14 protein-coding genes are annotated in these 17,191 nt (G+C 63.6%); 6 read left to right on the top strand and 8 right to left on the bottom strand.

Annotated features, from left to right (window positions below):
• Positions 1-85: 85 nt before the first annotated feature.
• The gene (locus ABGT83_RS08825) at positions 86-1,351 is read right to left on the bottom strand and encodes an Mbeg1-like protein (protein ID WP_346687085.1); all 1,266 of its coding nucleotides are present in this window, start codon (positions 1,349-1,351) and stop codon (positions 86-88) included.
• A gap of 138 nt (positions 1,352-1,489) precedes the next feature.
• Positions 1,490-2,995 (bottom strand): response regulator transcription factor, encoded by a 1,506-nt coding sequence (locus ABGT83_RS08820; protein ID WP_346687083.1) that lies wholly within the window; start codon positions 2,993-2,995, stop codon positions 1,490-1,492.
• Between the two features lie 225 nt (positions 2,996-3,220).
• On the opposite strand from ABGT83_RS08820, the gene ABGT83_RS08815 reads away from it, so the two are divergent.
• A complete protein-coding gene (locus ABGT83_RS08815) occupies positions 3,221-5,158 on the top strand; it encodes an FAD-binding protein (RefSeq protein ID WP_346687080.1) in 1,938 nt (645 codons plus the stop codon).
• Between the two features lie 179 nt (positions 5,159-5,337).
• Complete coding sequence (locus tag ABGT83_RS08810) at positions 5,338-6,243, top strand: coproporphyrinogen III oxidase (RefSeq protein WP_346687079.1); 906 nt, start codon at positions 5,338-5,340, stop codon at positions 6,241-6,243.
• A gap of 154 nt (positions 6,244-6,397) precedes the next feature.
• Here ABGT83_RS08810 and ABGT83_RS08805 read toward each other — a convergent pair whose 3' ends face one another.
• The 6 genes from ABGT83_RS08805 to ABGT83_RS08780 form a co-directional block, all read right to left on the bottom strand.
• Complete coding sequence (locus ABGT83_RS08805) at positions 6,398-8,083, bottom strand: FAD-dependent oxidoreductase (protein WP_346687077.1); 1,686 nt, start codon at positions 8,081-8,083, stop codon at positions 6,398-6,400.
• A gap of 243 nt (positions 8,084-8,326) precedes the next feature.
• Positions 8,327-9,802 (bottom strand): helix-turn-helix transcriptional regulator, encoded by a 1,476-nt coding sequence (locus ABGT83_RS08800; RefSeq protein WP_346687076.1) that lies wholly within the window; start codon positions 9,800-9,802, stop codon positions 8,327-8,329.
• Between the two features lie 317 nt (positions 9,803-10,119).
• Positions 10,120-10,632, bottom strand: a complete 513-nt coding sequence (locus ABGT83_RS08795) for an Asp23/Gls24 family envelope stress response protein (RefSeq protein ID WP_103264723.1) — start codon at positions 10,630-10,632, stop codon at positions 10,120-10,122.
• A 106-nt stretch (positions 10,633-10,738) separates the two neighbouring features.
• A complete protein-coding gene (locus ABGT83_RS08790) occupies positions 10,739-11,107 on the bottom strand; it encodes a DUF2273 domain-containing protein (protein ID WP_103264724.1) in 369 nt (122 codons plus the stop codon).
• A 12-nt stretch (positions 11,108-11,119) separates the two neighbouring features.
• Positions 11,120-11,740: an alkaline shock response membrane anchor protein AmaP gene (amaP, locus tag ABGT83_RS08785; RefSeq protein WP_103264725.1), complete on the bottom strand. Its 621-nt coding sequence runs from the start codon at positions 11,738-11,740 to the stop codon at positions 11,120-11,122.
• A gap of 245 nt (positions 11,741-11,985) precedes the next feature.
• Positions 11,986-12,381: a molybdenum cofactor biosynthesis protein MoaE gene (locus ABGT83_RS08780; protein WP_103264726.1), complete on the bottom strand. Its 396-nt coding sequence runs from the start codon at positions 12,379-12,381 to the stop codon at positions 11,986-11,988.
• Positions 12,382-12,711: 330 nt separating this feature from the next.
• On the opposite strand from ABGT83_RS08780, the gene lysA reads away from it, so the two are divergent.
• From lysA to pyrE, 4 genes are all read left to right on the top strand, one after another.
• The gene (gene lysA, locus ABGT83_RS08775) at positions 12,712-14,067 is read left to right on the top strand and encodes a diaminopimelate decarboxylase (RefSeq protein ID WP_346687074.1); all 1,356 of its coding nucleotides are present in this window, start codon (positions 12,712-12,714) and stop codon (positions 14,065-14,067) included.
• A 154-nt stretch (positions 14,068-14,221) separates the two neighbouring features.
• Positions 14,222-15,505: a homoserine dehydrogenase gene (locus ABGT83_RS08770; protein ID WP_103264728.1), complete on the top strand. Its 1,284-nt coding sequence runs from the start codon at positions 14,222-14,224 to the stop codon at positions 15,503-15,505.
• Between the two features lie 80 nt (positions 15,506-15,585).
• Entirely contained in the window at positions 15,586-16,374 is a 789-nt protein-coding gene (locus tag ABGT83_RS08765) for an N-acyl homoserine lactonase family protein (RefSeq protein ID WP_346687072.1), read from the top strand.
• A gap of 100 nt (positions 16,375-16,474) precedes the next feature.
• Positions 16,475-17,161 (top strand): orotate phosphoribosyltransferase, encoded by a 687-nt coding sequence (gene pyrE / locus ABGT83_RS08760; RefSeq protein ID WP_346687070.1) that lies wholly within the window; start codon positions 16,475-16,477, stop codon positions 17,159-17,161.
• Positions 17,162-17,191: the final 30 nt, after the last annotated feature.

The following is a 17,191-nucleotide window of genomic DNA, read 5'->3' as shown; positions in this document are numbered from 1 at the left end:
GTTTGGAATCCCCTCACGCAGCATAGCAGGCAACGTGCGCTCGCGGGCCTCGATCGGGCTTCGCCCAGGCCGACGGCGGTGCGGGCTACGCCTGCGGCTTGGACGACCTGGACGTTCTCGGCGTCTTCGGCACCAGCTTGGATACCGCGGTCTGCGCGGCGCCGGCGAGGCCTTGCGCCGTCAGACGGGCCGCCACCTCGGCGAGCGCGCCCAGCGCGCCCAGCAGCGTATCGCGCGCGGAGCCGTCGATGTTCTTCGCCGCCTCGGTGACGAGCGCGACCGTCTTTGCACCGCCGAAAAACACATCGGTCGCGTTCTGGGCGCCCGAAGCCTCGATGGCTTTGAACAGCGCGTCTACGATAGCGGCTGCCTCGCTGTCGGTGTAGCGGGCCAGCCACTCGGATATGAGGGCGTCAGTGAACTTCGCGCTGTCCGCCACATCGTCGAGGTAGGCGAAGTCGTCGCCTGCCACCTCCCACGTAAACGGGCTGTGTTGCATGATGCCGTGTTCGCTGCTCTTCACCACGTGCGGCGCGATGGGCGTTTCCATGAGCATGCCCACAACAGATTCCTGCGGCACGGTGCGGTGGATGCGGCCGCTGAGCCGATTCCAATCGTCAGGTGCGAAGGTGCCCGCCTTGAAGCCGGGGGCGTCGTGGGAGTACACGAGCTCAATGCGATCCTGAACAGCGGGCGATGCTTTCATCGCCGCATACAGGGCAAGGTTGCCTCCCTTCGAGTGCCCGCCCACAAAGAGACGGCAAGGCAGGTTCGGCGCAACTGCCTCCAGGTAGCGTGCGGCCTGCTCTTGAGCAGGGACGGGTGCTTGGCAGGCCATGTTGAAGTTCTCGCGCCAGCCGATCGCCGAAGTGTCGGTGCCGCGGAAACCGATGTAGGCGAAGTCTTTCTCGCGGACGAAGCTCATAGCTGCAAACTGGGTTTGGCGTTCAGCGTCGAACAGGCTTGCGTAGTCGCGCATGGCCATATCGCGGAACCGCGGGCTGGCCGCCAGCGCCACCAGGTTCTCCTTCACCCTGCCAGGAATGAGTCCGGTGAACATATCCTCGTAGCGCTCGGCGCGCAGGAAATCGACAAAACGAACCCCTCCTCGCAAAGACGGGGAACGGTCCTGCACCAAATCGCTCAGCTTCTGGATCAACTGCCGCTTGCGCAAAGCCGAGAACGTTCGTCGGAGGCGCGGCGCTGCCGACGAATCCGTTTCGCGCAGCGGCGGTACGATGCCCTCGGCGCGCACCATGCAAAACTGCGAGAGGGCCGCGGAGTCCACGGGATTGAACGGCTTGTCGTCGAAGGTGGCGAACTCTGTCGCCAGGTAGTCGAGTAAGTCCACAATATTCCTCGCATTTCGTATGGGTTCGGCAGCGGCGCGTAGGCCGGTTCCTTGCGCTCCGGCTTGCGCGTGCTCGACGAGGGGGTCCGACAGCATGTTCGTGGCGCAGTGCAAAGCCGCTTGCTGCTACTTGTCCCCTCAGCTTCCGGCCTCTTCCGTCTCGTCGATAAGCGCGAGCAGCTCTTCGCGCGATTTCACGTCCAGCTTAGCGTAGATGTGCCGCACGTGCGTGCGCACGGTGTTCTCGGAGATGTAGAGCTTCTCGGCCACATAACCATGATTGTATCCGCGGCCCAGATAGTAGAGCACCTCTCGCTCCCGCGGCGAGAGGCCGCAGGCGCTCGAAAGCGCGTCGCAGCGGCGATGGATGTAAGTTCTCGCGTCGGCGCGGGGCTCCGCGCGGCTTTCCTTCTGGTTGCGGCTGCCCAGCGCATAGGAGATGGTGATGAGCACGAGATATCCTGTCAGAATGACCAGGCAGAGTGTGCGGCCGGAGGTGCCGATGTGCTCGATGGCGTACAGCCCGCCCACAAACGAGCCGGCGAGCAGCGCGAGGCATGGCGGGATGACGAGCGCCGCCGAAGCGGGCACGCTGCGCACGGCGCTTGCCATGCTGAACCAGATGGCCAGCACAATGACCGAAAAGCTCGCCGGTTTGAGGATTTCCACCGCGACGGTGATGGCTTCGTTATTCGCCTCCACGACGGGGAGCGCAAGGAGCAGCGCGACGGCGATGGGGTAGATCACCTGGTTGACGAGCCGCAGCGTGGAGGATGCAGGTTTTTTCGCCAGCGCAAGGGCTATAGCGATCGTGGGAAGGAGGGGCCCGATGAGGAGCTTCCAGGCATGAACGGAGCCATCTGCCAGCGTCGGTTCGTCGGAGACGATGGGATCCCAGGTCAGCCCGAAGATGAAGCAGGTTATGCACGCGCCGACGAGCGGCATCCAGAGGATGCCGAGCGCTTTGCGGGCGCGTCCAAGTCGTTCGGCCTGTGCGTTTTCTTCGTCATCAGTCGCTCCTTCGATATCTTCGCGTTTGCCGTCGCCCGCTGGGCGCATCGTCCTTCGCGCGATCATCAGTAGGCCGAGGGAGGCGCCGAGCGACCCCGCAACGAGCGCAAGAGCGGCAGGAGAGGGCGACAGCAGTTCGGCCGCGAAGTGCAGCATGGCCGCAAGAGCGACGCTCGCGGCGCTGTTGAGCAGCTGGCTTGCGGGTTCGAGCCGCGAGAATAGCAATCCCCAGGCGCTCGCAAGAAACATGAGCCCCGCCCCGAACGCCGCACCGAGCGCGTGCGGATGGAAGAGCGGAAACTCGACCGGGACGTACAGGGGCGTCACGTACAGCATGCCGCCGAGCGCCCCCGCCGCACCGCACGCGATGCAGACAGCGCACGTCGGATAGGGGCCACGGAGCCCGCGCGAGCGAGCGACGGCCTCTGCTGTAAACAGAAGCGATCCGCACGTGAAGGCGCCCCATCCGGTTGCGACCACAAACGGATGAAGCGAGGCGCCGGCATCGTCGTTGAAAAAGCGGATGACGTTCAAAAACGTCGCGAACAACAAGCCTGCCCCGAGCAGCGCGGGGACAAGCGCGACCCGCGCTGCGCGCGGGTACACCAGCTCGGTTTTGCGAGCGCTTTCCATGCCCTCTCCGTAACGCGGACGCGTTTTCCCTCATAGATCGCGCAAATCATCAAAAACAGCGATGCGACCGATCGCGGTGGCCGCTGCATTCGAAACAAAGATCATCGATTTCAGCGATAGATGAACCCTCTTGCATTCTTTAGTGTAGCGGATCGCATGCCGGCGGACAACAAACCATGCTCCGCAGCATGAAGGTTGGTTTATCGACGACGAAGGAGAGGGAACATGGGAAAAAATGGAACGCGTAGCTGGTCTCGTCGCGACTTCCTCAAGGGAGCGGCCGCCGGTACGGTGAGCGTGGCGGCGCTCGGCGCGATGGCAGGATGCTCGCCGCAGCAGACGTCGTCCGGGGCTTCCGAGCCGACCGCATCGACCGAGGCGGGGTCCTACGACGTCATGAAAGAGCTCTCGACGTTCAATCGCGGCGAGAAGCCCGACGCCAAAGCGCCCGCCACGCCGGAGGAGTACATCACCATGAAAGGCGATGGCGTGCTGTCGGCCGGCGGCGGCTGTGACCCGCTCGGCATCAAGCCCGCCGATTTCATGCTGAACAAGCCGGCATGGCTCGGCGACGCCCCCGAAGTGACCGATATCGCGGATACCGAGGAGTGCGACGTGCTGGTCATCGGCGCAGGCAACGCGGGCACCACCTCCGCGCTTCGCTGCCAGGAGGAGGGCGCATCGGTGATCCTCGCCGAGATGCAAACGTACGACGAGTACGACGAGTACGCCTGCGACATGGCCTGCTACAACTCGAAGCTCTTCCTGGACAAAGGCACGCCCGAAATTGACGCTACCGAAGTATTCAACGAGTACATGCGTCTCTCGCGCGGCCATGCGCATCAGAAGATCGTGCGCGATTACGCTACGCGCTCCGGCGAGATGCTCGACTGGCTGACTGGGCACATTCCGACCGAATACGTGGAGAAGTACGCGAAGACGTCCAATTACAAGGGCAACGAGAACTTCAACGGCGAATGCTGCGGGCAGAAATCCTGGCCGGCCATGACGCAGTGGCGCGACGAGGAAACCAACATCAACATGTGGCCTTTCGTCATCCGCTCGGTGCACACGGCGTTCGAGGAGGCTGGCGGCGCCATCAAGTGGGGCTACCAGGGCGTCGTGCTCGTGCAGGACGGGGACGCGGTGACAGGCGCCGTGTTCCAGGACGTGGACGGCGCGTACCATCGGATCAACGCAAAGGCCGTCGTGATGGCCGCCGGCGATTTCGGCGGCAACCCCGATATGCGCCTCGATTTGGCGGACACGATGCGCAACCTGGCTTGGTCGTACGGCAACGACCGCACCGATGCGAGTTCCATCGGCGGCATGGGTCGTGACGGCTCGGGCATCCGCATGTGCCTGTGGGCCGGCGGTACGATGGAAGGCGGCCCTCGCGCCGGTCAGTCGTGCGGCATCAACGGAGTGCCCGGGTTCGCGTTCGGCGGCGCGTGGCCGTGCTTCGGCAACGACGGCAAGCGCTTCATGAACGAGACGATGGTCAAGCATGGCAGCAACGGCTACCTCGATATGCTCCCCGAAGGCCAGCTGCTCGTGAACGTGACGGATGCCAACTGGGAAGAGTACCTGTCGCATCAAGGCTTCGGCCATGAGACCATGGACCGCAGCTCCGACTACATGGTGGCCGAGGTACGCGAGAACATGGCGAACTACAAGACGGGCAAGGACGGCTTCGACGTGCGCGCGTTCTCGCGCTTCGGCAAGGAGTACTCCACCGTATACGCTGCGGATACCCTCGAGGAGCTGGCCGATATCGTGGGATACTCCGGCGAGGCCAAGGAGAGCTTCCTGGCCGAGGTCGAGCGCTACAACGAACTTTGCGCCAAGGGCCATGACGACGATTGGGGCTGCGATCCGCAGAACCTGCTGCCCATCAAGGACGCGCCGTTCTTCGCGAGCTTCGGCACCACGGGCGGCAATCCCTCCGGCGGCCTCTGCCAGCATGCCGCCGTATGCACCGATGGCGGCTACCGCGTGCTGACCGGCGACAAACAGCCCATCCCTGGTCTGTACGCGGCGGGCAATACGTGCGGGCAGCGCTATGGCATCCAATACGCGACGCCGACGGCCGGCAACAGCTGCGGCTCGGCATTGACGTCCGGTTACTGTGCGGCTGAAAGCGTGATCGCCGATCTGGCGTAGGCATTCCCCATCCGGGCCGGTCGTCTTCCCCTCCCGCGACCGGTCCTGGCGGTTCGACGGCGGTCTTCGGCCGCCGTCGAACCGCGCTATCCTGCGCATGCAGGGAAGGGGCTGCGGCGTGCCGGCCTTCGCCGCACACTCCGCTATCATAGGTGCATCGAATCGAAGGAGGCTTCGACATGGCAGACAAGCGCGACGTGACGGTCGAGGTGAGAGTGCCTCTGAGTGTGGACGACCGTGCGCTCGAGCGTCCGGGGATTGTGCGGGGTTGGGACAGTGCGCGGGCGAGTCGCTATGCGCAGGCTGTGGTGGCGGAGATCGAGGCGAATGCGGGCCAGTTCGATGACTGCCGCGTGAAGGCGATCGCACTTGACGGCGGCATCGCGTCGAATGCGGGCGCGGGCGTCGCGACTATTGTGCGGGCGCTGCGGCGGACGTGCGAAATCGAAGAGGATGCGCCGGTGACCATGCGGGCTTCGATCGCCAATGTGAGCGGTGCCACCATGCCCTTCTTCCGACGGGCGCGCGTGAGCCGATTCGACTTCGAGATGCTCTCGCTCAATCCTGTGGACTTTACGGTACTCAACCGCGTTGACAACTTGAACGACCTGCCCATCATCTGCGATCACTTTTTACATTCGTATGCGAATGACTCGCTCGGATTCGTGTTTGCATACGGACATGCGGCGCCCAAGGGCTCCGACGGCATGCTCAATGTGCGGCGCACCGCCTTGGCGGCGGCCCGCTCGCACGCTTCGCATGTGCGGCTCGTGCGCTGCGCGGGCGCGATGGCCGTTTCAGACGAAGAGGCGGCTCGCCAGTTCGACGAGATGTGCTCGGTGCTTGTCGACGCAGGCTTCTCCACCTACGAGAACGGACTGTTCGCCCGCCCGGGCAAGGAGGATCGTTTCGAGTTGATGCGAGCTCGTGGTGCCGATTCCCTTGGTTTCGGAGCAGGGGCCGTGACGCGTCTCGAAGGGGTCGAGAGCGTGAACACGAACGATTTCGAGCGGTACTGTGCACGCTCCGCCGACTTCGCCGCAATCACGGAGAGCGTGCATTCCGTGGAGGCGCGCCCAGCATAGGCGGGCGGCCGTGCGGCCAAGGCGCGCTTGAAAGGCGTGCGCGAACGTGCGGTTGAAGGGCCGATTCCGCGCCGCTTTGCCGAGCGGGTTCGGAGGGGCTCGAACTATCGGGAGCGGGAGCGCGCTTGCGCCGCTCCCGCTCCCGATCCAGGCGCTACTGCAGAGCGCCGAACGCGTATCCGTCGATGGTCGTGCCGCCCGCCAGCGCGCGGCCCACCAGGTAACCGTAGGTCATGCCGCGGCCGTGGCTCGTGCCGGGCAGGGTGACTGGGTAGGAGTTCGCGAAGAAGTCGCCCTGTGCGTTTCCGATGGCGAACAGGCCGCCAATCGGGCCGTCCTCGGTGTCGAGCACCTGCGAGTTCTGGTCGACGCGCAGGCCATAGGGCAGCGCGAGCAGCCAGGCCGACACGTTGCTCGCGTAGAACGGGCCGTCCTTCACCGAGCTCAAGAAGCGCGGCGGCACGCCGAAGTCGCGATCCTCGCCCGCGTCGCACAGCGAGTTGTACCGATCGACCGTCTTCTGCAGCGCGTCGGCCGGCACGCCGATGGCCTCCGCCAGCTCAGACAGCGTCTCGCTCTTGAAAAACGCACCGTCGGCCACGGCCTGCTCCACCTTGTCCTCCAAACCGTCCATGAACGAGGCGGATTTCACCGGCTCCTGACGCTGGGCATGCTCGGGGTAATGGGAGTCCCAGATAGCCCACGCGACGTTGCCGGGCGTGTTCATGCGGGCGTTGGTGACGATGGGCTCGAATCCCACTTCGCAGCAGTAGCGCATGCCGTCGCGGTTCACGGTAAGCCAGCACGTGTCGAAGCCCGGACCCATGACCGACAGGTTCACCGGGTGGATGATGGGCGCCGGATAGCAGGGAGAGAGCGCCGCGCCGATCCACGAGCCCATGGTTATGCCGTCGCCCATGTTGCCGCCCACGGGGAAGTAGTCCGACTTGTCCGCGCGCAGCGCGATGGGGCAGAAGCAGCGCTTCATCTCTTCGTTGTCGGTGATGCCCCCGGTGGCCAGGATGACACCCTTCGACGCATTGATGCGCTTGGCGCCCTCGGCGTCGCGCACGATGACGGCCGTGACGGCGTCTCCTTCGCGAACGAGTTGTTCGGCTGCAGTTTCGAAGGCGAATACAGCACCGCGCTTCTGTGCGTCCTCGGCCACCATGCTGATGAAGTACCCCACGTTCCAAGGCTGCTCGGGAAGAGAGCTCCCCTCAGGCAGTAGGAACTTGTGCGCGGTGCGGAACTGCTTGAAGCGGTCGTCGAGTGTGTCCCAATCGGATCGCGCCGTCATCTCGCTGTTGAGGATCACCTCGTATCCAGCCTCGACCGCCATGTCGATATAGTGGTCCATTGCCTCGCCGCTACGCTCGACGAACGTCTTGATGAGGTAGTAATTCGCCTCCGACTGTCCCCACTGGTATATGAGACGCGCAGCCAGGTCCTTGTCGATGTTCACGCCCTCGGCCTGCTGGAGCTTCGAGCCCACGGCGCCGATGTCGGTGCCATGGGCGGTGACGCCCTCGAACTTTTCGGCCACGTACACGCTCGCACCCGCTTCGGCGGCCGCTTGTGCTGCCGTGCAGCCGGCGATGCCCGCGCCGATCACTACGACGTCGTAGGTTTCCTCGGCAACAGTCTCGGGCAGCTCGGGTGCGGGATTCAACCAGGCGTGCGAGGTGGTTGACACCGCCTCGCCGGATGCCGCGTCGCTTCCGCCGGATGCGGCCGGGGCGCAGCCGTTGAGGCCTGCCAGCGCGGCCGTGGTGCCCGCCAACGCGGCTCCGGTGATGAACGATCTTCTGGACAGGTTCTTGCTCGATGGGGTGCTCATACGTTCCCTCCTCGGTTCGGTCGAAGGTGTGCTCCCTTCGCTCGTTCGAGGGTACGGCGTGATGCGTCTGCCGAAAAGCGCCCGCAAGGGGTGAACCGGAGCGCAAGGGCCGTCACCCACTGCGGGTTACGGCTGAAGGGGCCGGACGAGGTTGGATGAACACGCGGCGGCAAGACGAGCGCGCATGCTTGGCGCGCTGCCGCCTGATGCGCGCGGCGCAGCGCCTTGCATCCCCGATGTCCCTCACATCCCGCGGCGCTCGCGCTCCATGCGCGCTGTCACGAGGGCACGCGCCTCCTGCTTGGCGTGGATGTCGAGCTTCGCGTACAAACGGCGGGTGTGCGTTTTGACCGTGTCGTTGGAGATGCACAGCCGCTCGCGGATAGCGGCACGGCTTTCGTCGCGTGCCAGCAGCAGGAATATCTCCGTCTCGCGTGCGGTCAGTCCGCCGTCGTGCGCAACGAGCTTCGCGCACCGCTCGAATTCGGCATGCCGCCGCTCGTCCGCCTCCTGCGCATCACGCATCCGCTCCGATCGCGTGCGCCCGAACAGCACCGCAAAGGCAAGCACAAACGCGTACACGATGACGAGCGACACGATGCCCACCAAGCCGCTGCTCTCGAAGCCCGATAGCGCAAGCGCATCGCTGGCAAGCGATCCGGCCAGCGAGCTGCCGAGGAAGGCGAGCAGCCCGGCGGAGAACACCCTGAGGGGATCGCGGCCCTGCGCCTGGGACTGATCGACGCAGAACACCCAGAGGAGAAAGTAGAAATAGCCGTGCCCCACGGTGAACACGATGATGGGAAGCGGCAACGGCCCCGCGTATTGAGGAAGCAGCAGAAAGCCCGCGACCAGCAAGGGGAACGAGATCTCGCAGACCAGGTACAGCTCGCTTTCGCGACGGTAGAACACGGTGGTGACGAGCAGCAATACGCCCGAAGCTGCCACGCCGATGACCGTTGCCACGGTGGCTGCTTCGACGGTGCTCGTGCCGAATGCGAGCGTGATGCCGCGCATGATGCCGTACACGAGCCCGACGAGCACGGCAAGACCTAACAGCCCGCTGCCGCGTCGCGCGTGCGAAAGCGATCGCTCGGCGGGCTCGGAGGCCGAGGACGTCTGCCCGTGCGATGTCGGCGCCTCGTGCCGGTTCGCGACGCAGAGCAGCGCACCGGATGCCAGCGGCATGAGCACGGCGCACGCCTGGACGGCGGCAGGTGGCAGAGGCGTCACGATGCCGAAGAACAGGGCGGTTAAGAACGCGAACGCCGACATGTCGAACAGCACGCGGCGCGGCACGAGGCGTGCGAGATGCAGGCCCCAGCACAAGAACGCCAGCGCGCTGCCCACGCCGACGCCGAGTGCGCCGGCCGCTGCGAACGGGAGCGGGTCGCTTGCCGTCGAGCTGAAGGCCAGCAGCAGCGATCCACCCGCCATGCAGAACGAGGACGCTCCCACAGCACGGGGTCCGTGCAGTGCGCGGCCAGGCTTGCAGAACAGGACAACGAGGAACACGAGGATCGTCGTGAGAAGGGAGGCGGTCCAGATCTGGTGCTGCGGAGCGAGAGGCGCCGGAAGCAGGTCGGTCGGCGCCAAGGAGGCTGACGAGAAGACGATCTGGAGCCAGGCCCAGTATACGCCCATGCCCGCGAGGCGCGCCGGGCTGCGTATTTCGTTGCGAGCCACTTCGATAAAGCTTCGGACATCACTGACTGCCATGGCCCCTCTTCCGTTTCTCGCCTGCGTAGGCAATGGGATCACATTATAGCGGTGTCTGCAGCCATCGCTTCCGGTCCGTTGCGCATGCGCGGCCGCAGAGCGGGATCGCAAGGATCGCCGTATGCCGCCTTGCTTCCGAACCGCAACTCTCGACCAGCGGGGTGGCCACGTGCGAACGAGGGAAGGGGAGGGCCGCAACACCGAAGGCGCACGAAGGCCCGCTCTGCGTTGCTGCGGCGGAGCGGGCCTGGATGGCGAGGTGCGGAGCGCGGACGGGGCGCGCTCCGCGCAACGACGCTGAACGGTTCCTCGGAGGGTTAGTTGGAGCCGTCGTTTTGCCCGCCGTCGTTGTTGGAGCCGTTCTTCTGATTGAACTCTTCCGGCGTCATGACATCGACGACGTTCACCGTCATCTCGACGAGGTTGAGGCCGGTCATATCCTTCAAATCGCCGCCGACGACGTCTTTGATCTGATCGAACACATCGGTTGCGGACTTGCCGTACTCCAGGATGACGCTGAGGTCGACCTTTGCGTTGTTGTCGTCCACGACATCCGCATCCACGCCCTTGGTCTTGTCGCTGCCGCCAAGGCCTTCCTGGATGGTGGACAGCAGGTTGCCCTTCATGTCGATGATGCCGTCGATCTTTTGAGCGGCCTTGGAGGTGATCTTCTCGACGACGTTCTCGTCGATAACAAGCTTGTACACGGGCTCGGCAGGGACGCTGTCCGCCGACGGCGTGCGATCCTGGGACGAGGCCTGAGTGTCGTCCATGGTGGAGTAGGGGTTGTACGTGCTCGTCTCGGGCCTGGTCATGGTGCTCTGGGTCATGATGCAATCCTTTCACGTGAATGATGTGCTGTGCCGAGCAAGCGGCGGCGCGGCACTGGCAACGCGCCGAAAGGCCGTGCTGCCGTGCGTCGCCGCTTGCGGGGTGCTAGTTGAAACGGTCCAGAAAATTCCGCATCTGCTCGCGCGTTGTGCGGTCGCCGTCGCGATATTTGCCGATGATGGTTCCGATTGCGGCGAATACCGCCAACAACACGGTCGGCCAGAATCCAACGATGAGAATGAGGGCCGCCGCGATGAAGCCGAGGATGCCGTAGAGCACTGCATGGCTATGGCGCTCGACATAGGGCGATACGGCTTGCTTCATGCTGGCGTAGACGCCGCGATTCTGTTTCGTCTCGGACGCGGCGTTCGCGATGACGTCGGAAGGCGTGTCGGCCGGTCGGCTCGAAGGTCCTTGCTGACCTTTTTGCGCCGAGCGGACGCCGGACTTCATGTTCATTGCTGATTGAGTCATGCGCGCACCTCCTTACTTCGCGGCATGAACGGGCATGGGCTTCGACGGCTGCATATGCGGCGTGCTGTTGGCTTGAGCCTTTGCCTGCTGCGTGAACGCGGGAGTGACCACATCCGCGTCTCCGGCAAACGTGATGCGCACGGAATCGACCGGATATCCCGTGAATGCCTCGAGTGTCGCAGCGATCTCGTCTTGCAGCTTTGCGCCCAGCTCGCCCAGCTCCGCGTTGCGGCCCGGATCGATCTTGGCGTGGATGGACATGCGCGGATCATGACGGTTGGTGATATCCACCTTCACGTTGTCCGTCACCAGCCCGCGGTGGCCTTCGATGACGTGCTTCACCGTGGACTGAATGGCATTCTGCGTGATCGAGATGCTGCCGTTGTCGCGTTCCTGCTCAAGCCGGGAGTTCTTGCCCGGCGCAGTGATGGCCCTGATGAGCACCACGAGCAGGCCGAGCGCCGTGATGCCCAGCAGCACGCCTTCCACGACGTAGAACCAAGGCATGCTCATGAGCCACGCGATGGCGGGGAACAGCGGTTCCCATGCAAACCAGAGGGCTGCGAGCACGCCGATGCCCAGCACGGCAGCAATGACGAACACGATCATGCAAAAGCGTTTGAACTTTCCCATACATGCCGCCTTTCTTTTCTCGTGCGCGCATCGCATCTGCGGCGCGCTTGCGAATAGAGTGCGATTACTCTAGAAGAAAGACGATGGGGTGTACCCGCAGGGTTGGAAGTGCCGCCGGGCGTTTGCCGGACCGTTGAAGCGTCGTCAGCCGCCGCCCTAAGAATGCAGGCCCCGTCTCGGCATGGGTACCGGAACGGGGCCTGAAATGATTGCGAATTCGAGAGGTGTGTAAAAGGAAGCTCGCGTTATGCGTAGATCTCCGTCTCCACCACCAGGTCATTCTTTATCTTTCCAACCAGCTTCTGCAGCGCGTCGATGCAGTTCGGGCGGATGTCGGCGCCGATGAGCACGTACATGATGGAATCGCCCACGCTCAACGTTCCCTCGTTCAGCCACACGCGCACGTAGTAGACGCCGGGCCAGGTGAGCGCTTCCTTGACGGCAGCGTCGACGCCGGCCGCATCGTAGGAGAACTCGATCTGCGCCACGTCGCCCAGACCTTTGGCGCCTTCGCGTACTTGCCGCTTCGGCGTCACGCGCACCACGCCAGTATGGGTGAGGAACATGCCGCATTGGGAGGCCTTCGGATCCTGCTTTGCTTCAGCCAGCCACCGGTCGATAGAGGGTTCCTGTCCAGACATAATTCTCCTTCCTTGAGGATGATTGCATCAGTATACGTCACATTCCCGTGTCGCATGCAGATTGAATCAGAGATGTTCGAATCGAATCGGAGTGTTCGAAGCGGCCGGCGTCCGCTCCGGCTCCTGGTGCACTCCGCACCGCATGCACAGCCGCTCGGAGGAAGGCGTTCGCCGTGCGCTCGGACGCAGTTTTTGTCCAGAATGTTCCTGCCGGGCATACGGCGCGGGCTAGGCTGATAGGATAGGTTCCAATCGACGACGTTCGACACCCTCTTCCTGCGCCTTTCCGCGGGTTGCGGGTGGGCGAACTAGGCGGAAGGAGAGAAGAGGATGGCCCTACCCGCAGCTGACCAGAGCAAACAACCGGACAATCGCACAGCCATGGAGCTGGGCGCGGTGCTGCCCCTAACCGCCGAGGTGAAGGACGATCGCCTGTACGTGGGCGGCGTCGACATGGTGGAGCTGGCGCGCGAGATGGGCACAGCCCTCTACGTCATGGACGAGCAGGACATGCGCACCCGCATGGAGGCCTATCGCGAGGCGTTCCGCAGTCGTTATGGGAACTCCCGCATCGTATACGCCAGCAAGGCGTTCCTCAATAAGGAGGCTGCACGCATCGTGGCCGACGAGGGGTTGTGCCTCGACGTGTCGGGAGGCGGCGAGCTGGCCATCGCGCTTGCTGCAGGCTTTCCTGCCGAGCGCATTTTCATGCACGGCAACAACAAGACGCCGCGCGAGCTGCGCGAAGCCATCCAGGCGGGCGTCGGCCGCATCATCGTCGACAGCCGCATCGAGCTCGGGCGCATTTCCGAGATCGCCGGCGAGCTGGGCGTCGAGCAGGCTATCTACATGCGCATCACGCCGGGCGTCGAGGCCGACACGCATCAGTACATCCGCACGGGATGCGAAGACTCGAAGTTCGGTTTCACCATGCGCGAGGATTTCGCCTTCGGGTGCGTGAAGGACGTGCTGGCGGCCCCGAACGTGAGGTTGGCGGGGCTGCACTGCCACATCGGCTCGCAGATATTCTCGCTGAATTCCTACCCCGAGGCCGTCGACGTCATGGTGGAGCTCATGGCGCGCATCGAGCAGGAGTACGACTACCGCATCGAGGAGTTGGACGTGGGCGGCGGCCTCGGCATCGCGTACACGGTCGACGACAAGCCGGCTTCTATCGAGGAGTTCGCCGAAACGGTGGCCTCAGCCGTGCGCGGCGCGTGCGCGAAGCATGGTGTGGTCGAGCCATGCCTGCTCACCGAGCCGGGCCGCAGCCTCGTGGCCACCGCGGGCGTGACGCTGTACACGGTGGGCATCCTGAAAACGCTGCCGGGCATTCGCAAGTACGTGGCGGTGGACGGCGGCATGTCCGACAACATCCGCACCGCGCTGTACCACGCCGATTACGAGCCGGTCATTGCGAACAAGGCAGGCCAGCCGCGCACCGAGATCGTCACCATTGCCGGAAAGCACTGCGAAAGCGGCGACGCCGTGGTCATCGACATGCCGATGCAGCACGCTGACCTGGGCGATATCGTCGCAGTCTTCGGCACGGGCGCGTACTGCTACACTATGGCGAGCAACTACAACGGTCAGCCGCGGCCGGCCGTTGTGTTCGTGAAGGACGGCGAGGCGCGCGTGACCACGCGGCGGGAGACGTATGAAGACCTCATGAGCAGGGATGTGTAGGCCCCCGAGCTGAGCCTCTCGCGGCGCGCATCCCGCGCACGAGCTGTTCGCGCGTTTCGCAACCTGTCGGTATTCTGATGCCTGTGCATGCTGCCGAGCACATGGGGTACAATGTGGGCCGAAGGCGCGGCACGCAATGTAAGGAGAATGGCAGATGACGGTTAAACTGGGGCTCGTGGGAACCGGCACGGTGGGCGGCGGATGCATTGACATTCTGAGGAACCATCGCGACGACTTCAAGCGTCATTACGGTATCGACGTGGAACTGGTGCGGGTGTGCTCGCGCAACCCCGAGCAGGCGATCGCCCACGGGGTGGAGGATATCTTCACGCAGGACTTTCAAGACGTTCTAAACGACCCCGACATCGACGTCGTCATCGAGCTCATCGGCGGCACGACGGTCGCGCGCGACGTGGTGTGCGGCGCTCTGCGCGCCGGCAAGCATGTGGTCACGGCCAACAAGGCGCTTATGGCCACCTACGGCGAAGAAGTCATGCGCCTGGCGGATGAGGCGGGCAAGGAAATTGCGTTCGAGGCCAGCGTAGGCGGCGGCATCCCTATCATCGATCCGATGAAGCATTCTCTTATCGCGAACCGCATCGATTCCGTTATGGGCATCGTGAACGGTACGACGAACTACATGCTCACGCGCATGGTGGAGGACGGCCTCAGCTACGACGCCGCGCTCAAGGAGGCGCAGGAGAAGGGCTTTGCCGAGGCGGATCCCACAGCCGACGTGGATGGATTCGACGCTGCTGCAAAGATCGCCATTCTCGCATCCATCGCGTTCAACTCGCGCGTGACCATGGGCGAGGTTCATACCGAAGGCATCCGCAACATCACCACCATGGATCTGGACGCCGCACGCGATATGGGCTACTGCGTAAAGCTGCTCGCCATCGCACATCGCACCGACGAAGGCGTCGACGTGCGCGTACATCCCACCATGTTGCCGCTCTCCCATCAGCTGGCTACGGTGAACGGCGTATTCAATGCCATCTACGTGGTGGGGGACGCCGTGGGCGAGACCATGTTCTTCGGCGAGGGCGCGGGCGCCGGTCCAGCTGCCAGCGCTGTGATGGGTGACGTGCTGGAGGTGGCGCGCCATGTGCAGCAGGGCATCGCTCCCATCGTCGGCTGCACCTGTACCGACGAGCTTCCCATCGTGCCGATGGACGATCTTAAGACCAAGTACTACATTCGCTTCAAAGTGGCCGACCGCTCCGGCGTGCTAGCCGCCATGGCGGGCGTATTCGCCAAGCACAACGTCAGCGTGTACTCGGTGGTGCAGCGCGGTAAAAAAGAGGGCGGCACGGTGGATCTCGTGTACGTCACGCATACCGCGTGCGAGAAGAGCGTCCGCGACGTATTGGCCGAGATTGCGGAATTGGACGACATTCTGCGCGATGAACCGAGCCTCATCCGCGTAGAGGACTAGGCGGCAGCGCGCCGGGCGCACGCCTGTGTCGGGCGTTTGGCGCGGGAGAGCGATGGCGGATCGGAAGGGGAGCGATGGCGATGAAAAAGACCCGTGTGCGCATCTTGGACTTGGGGAACATGACCTTCTCGAAAAAGGAGCTGGTGCGCACGCCCGACGAGGCCGCGATGATCGTTTCGCCGGCGCAAGCGGTGCTGATCGAGCATCACGAGCTGGGACGTATCTTGTACGATACCGGCAACGACGAAGCGTGGGAGGCCACGTATTCCGACGATATGAAGGCCACCTATCCGATCACGAAGCTGGTCGGCATCGAAGAGGCGTTGGCGAAAGAAGGGCTTACGGTCGACGATATCGATCTGCTGATCCTCTCGCACCTGCACTTCGACCATGCGGGCGGGCTGCGGCATTTCGAGGGAACGCGCGCTGGCGGGCAGGTCATGGCGTCGGAAACGGAGCTGCACGATGCGCTGTACAAAGCGTATACGGCTCCGGGCGGCATTTCCGGCGCCTACATCCGGCCCCTGTACTGCCTTCCGGGCATCTCATTCCAACCGGTGCCGGACGAGGGGATGAAGCTCGCGGACGATCTAGTTCTGTTCGTCCAGAAGTGCCACACCGCCGGGCTTGTCGGCATGCGCGTGAAGCTGGACGGCGGCTGGGTGATCTTCTGCTCCGACACCGTGTACACCCGCGAAGCCTACGAGCAGCAGCTGCCTCCCGGCGGCGCTATCAACGAGACGGACGACGAGTTCTTTGAAAACCTCAAGCTGCTTAAGATCATGGAGCAAACGTACCAAGCCGAAGTGTTCTTCGGACACGATATCGACCAAGCGACCGCTTGGCAGGCGAAAGGCTGGATCGAGTAGCGCGAACCGGCGCCGGACGCAATCGTATTCGGGTATCATAGAACGGCCGTCGCGCTGGGAGCGTGGCGGCCGTATGCGTCATCAGGAGAAGGGATGGTCCATGGAGCAGTACAAGCAGGATTTTACCGAATTCATGGTCGAGAGCGAAGTGCTCAAGTTCGGTTCGTTCACGCTGAAGAGCGGACGGCAGTCCCCCTTCTTCATGAACGCGGGCGCCTATGTGACGGGCGATCAGCTCCATCGACTCGGACTGTTCTACGCTCGCGCAATCCACGATAGCTTCGGACTGGATTTCGACGTCGTATTCGGGCCGGCATACAAGGGCATTCCGCTGTCGGTGATCACCACGATGGCGATCCACGAGCTTTATGGCGTCGAAGTGCGCTATTGCTCCAACCGCAAGGAGGTCAAAGATCACGGGGACACGGGCATTCTGCTCGGTTCGGCACTGCGCGACGGCGATCGAGTGGTGATGGTGGAGGACGTGACTACGTCCGGCAAATCCATCGAGGAGACGCATCCCATTCTCATGTCGCAGGCAGACGTGAAAGTGAAGGGCCTCATGGTATCGCTCAACCGTATGGAGGTGGGCAAGGGCGGCGAAATCTGCGCACTCGACGAGGTGCGGGAGCGCTACGGGTTTCCCACGGCGTCCATCGTGGACATGACCGAGGTGACCACGTATCTGCATAATCGCGAGGTTCAGGGCAAGGTTGTCATCGACGACGAAGTGAAGGCTGCGCTCGATGCCTACTACGACCGATACGGGGCAAAAAAAGCTGTTTGAACAGGATAAACTCAGGGGGGTGTCGATAAG

This window comes from Enteroscipio rubneri, from assembly GCF_963929405.1.
Lineage (GTDB): Bacteria > Actinomycetota > Coriobacteriia > Coriobacteriales > Eggerthellaceae > Enteroscipio > Enteroscipio rubneri.
Note: the sequence above shows the minus strand (reverse complement) of the source record. Positions and strands in the feature narration are given on the sequence as shown.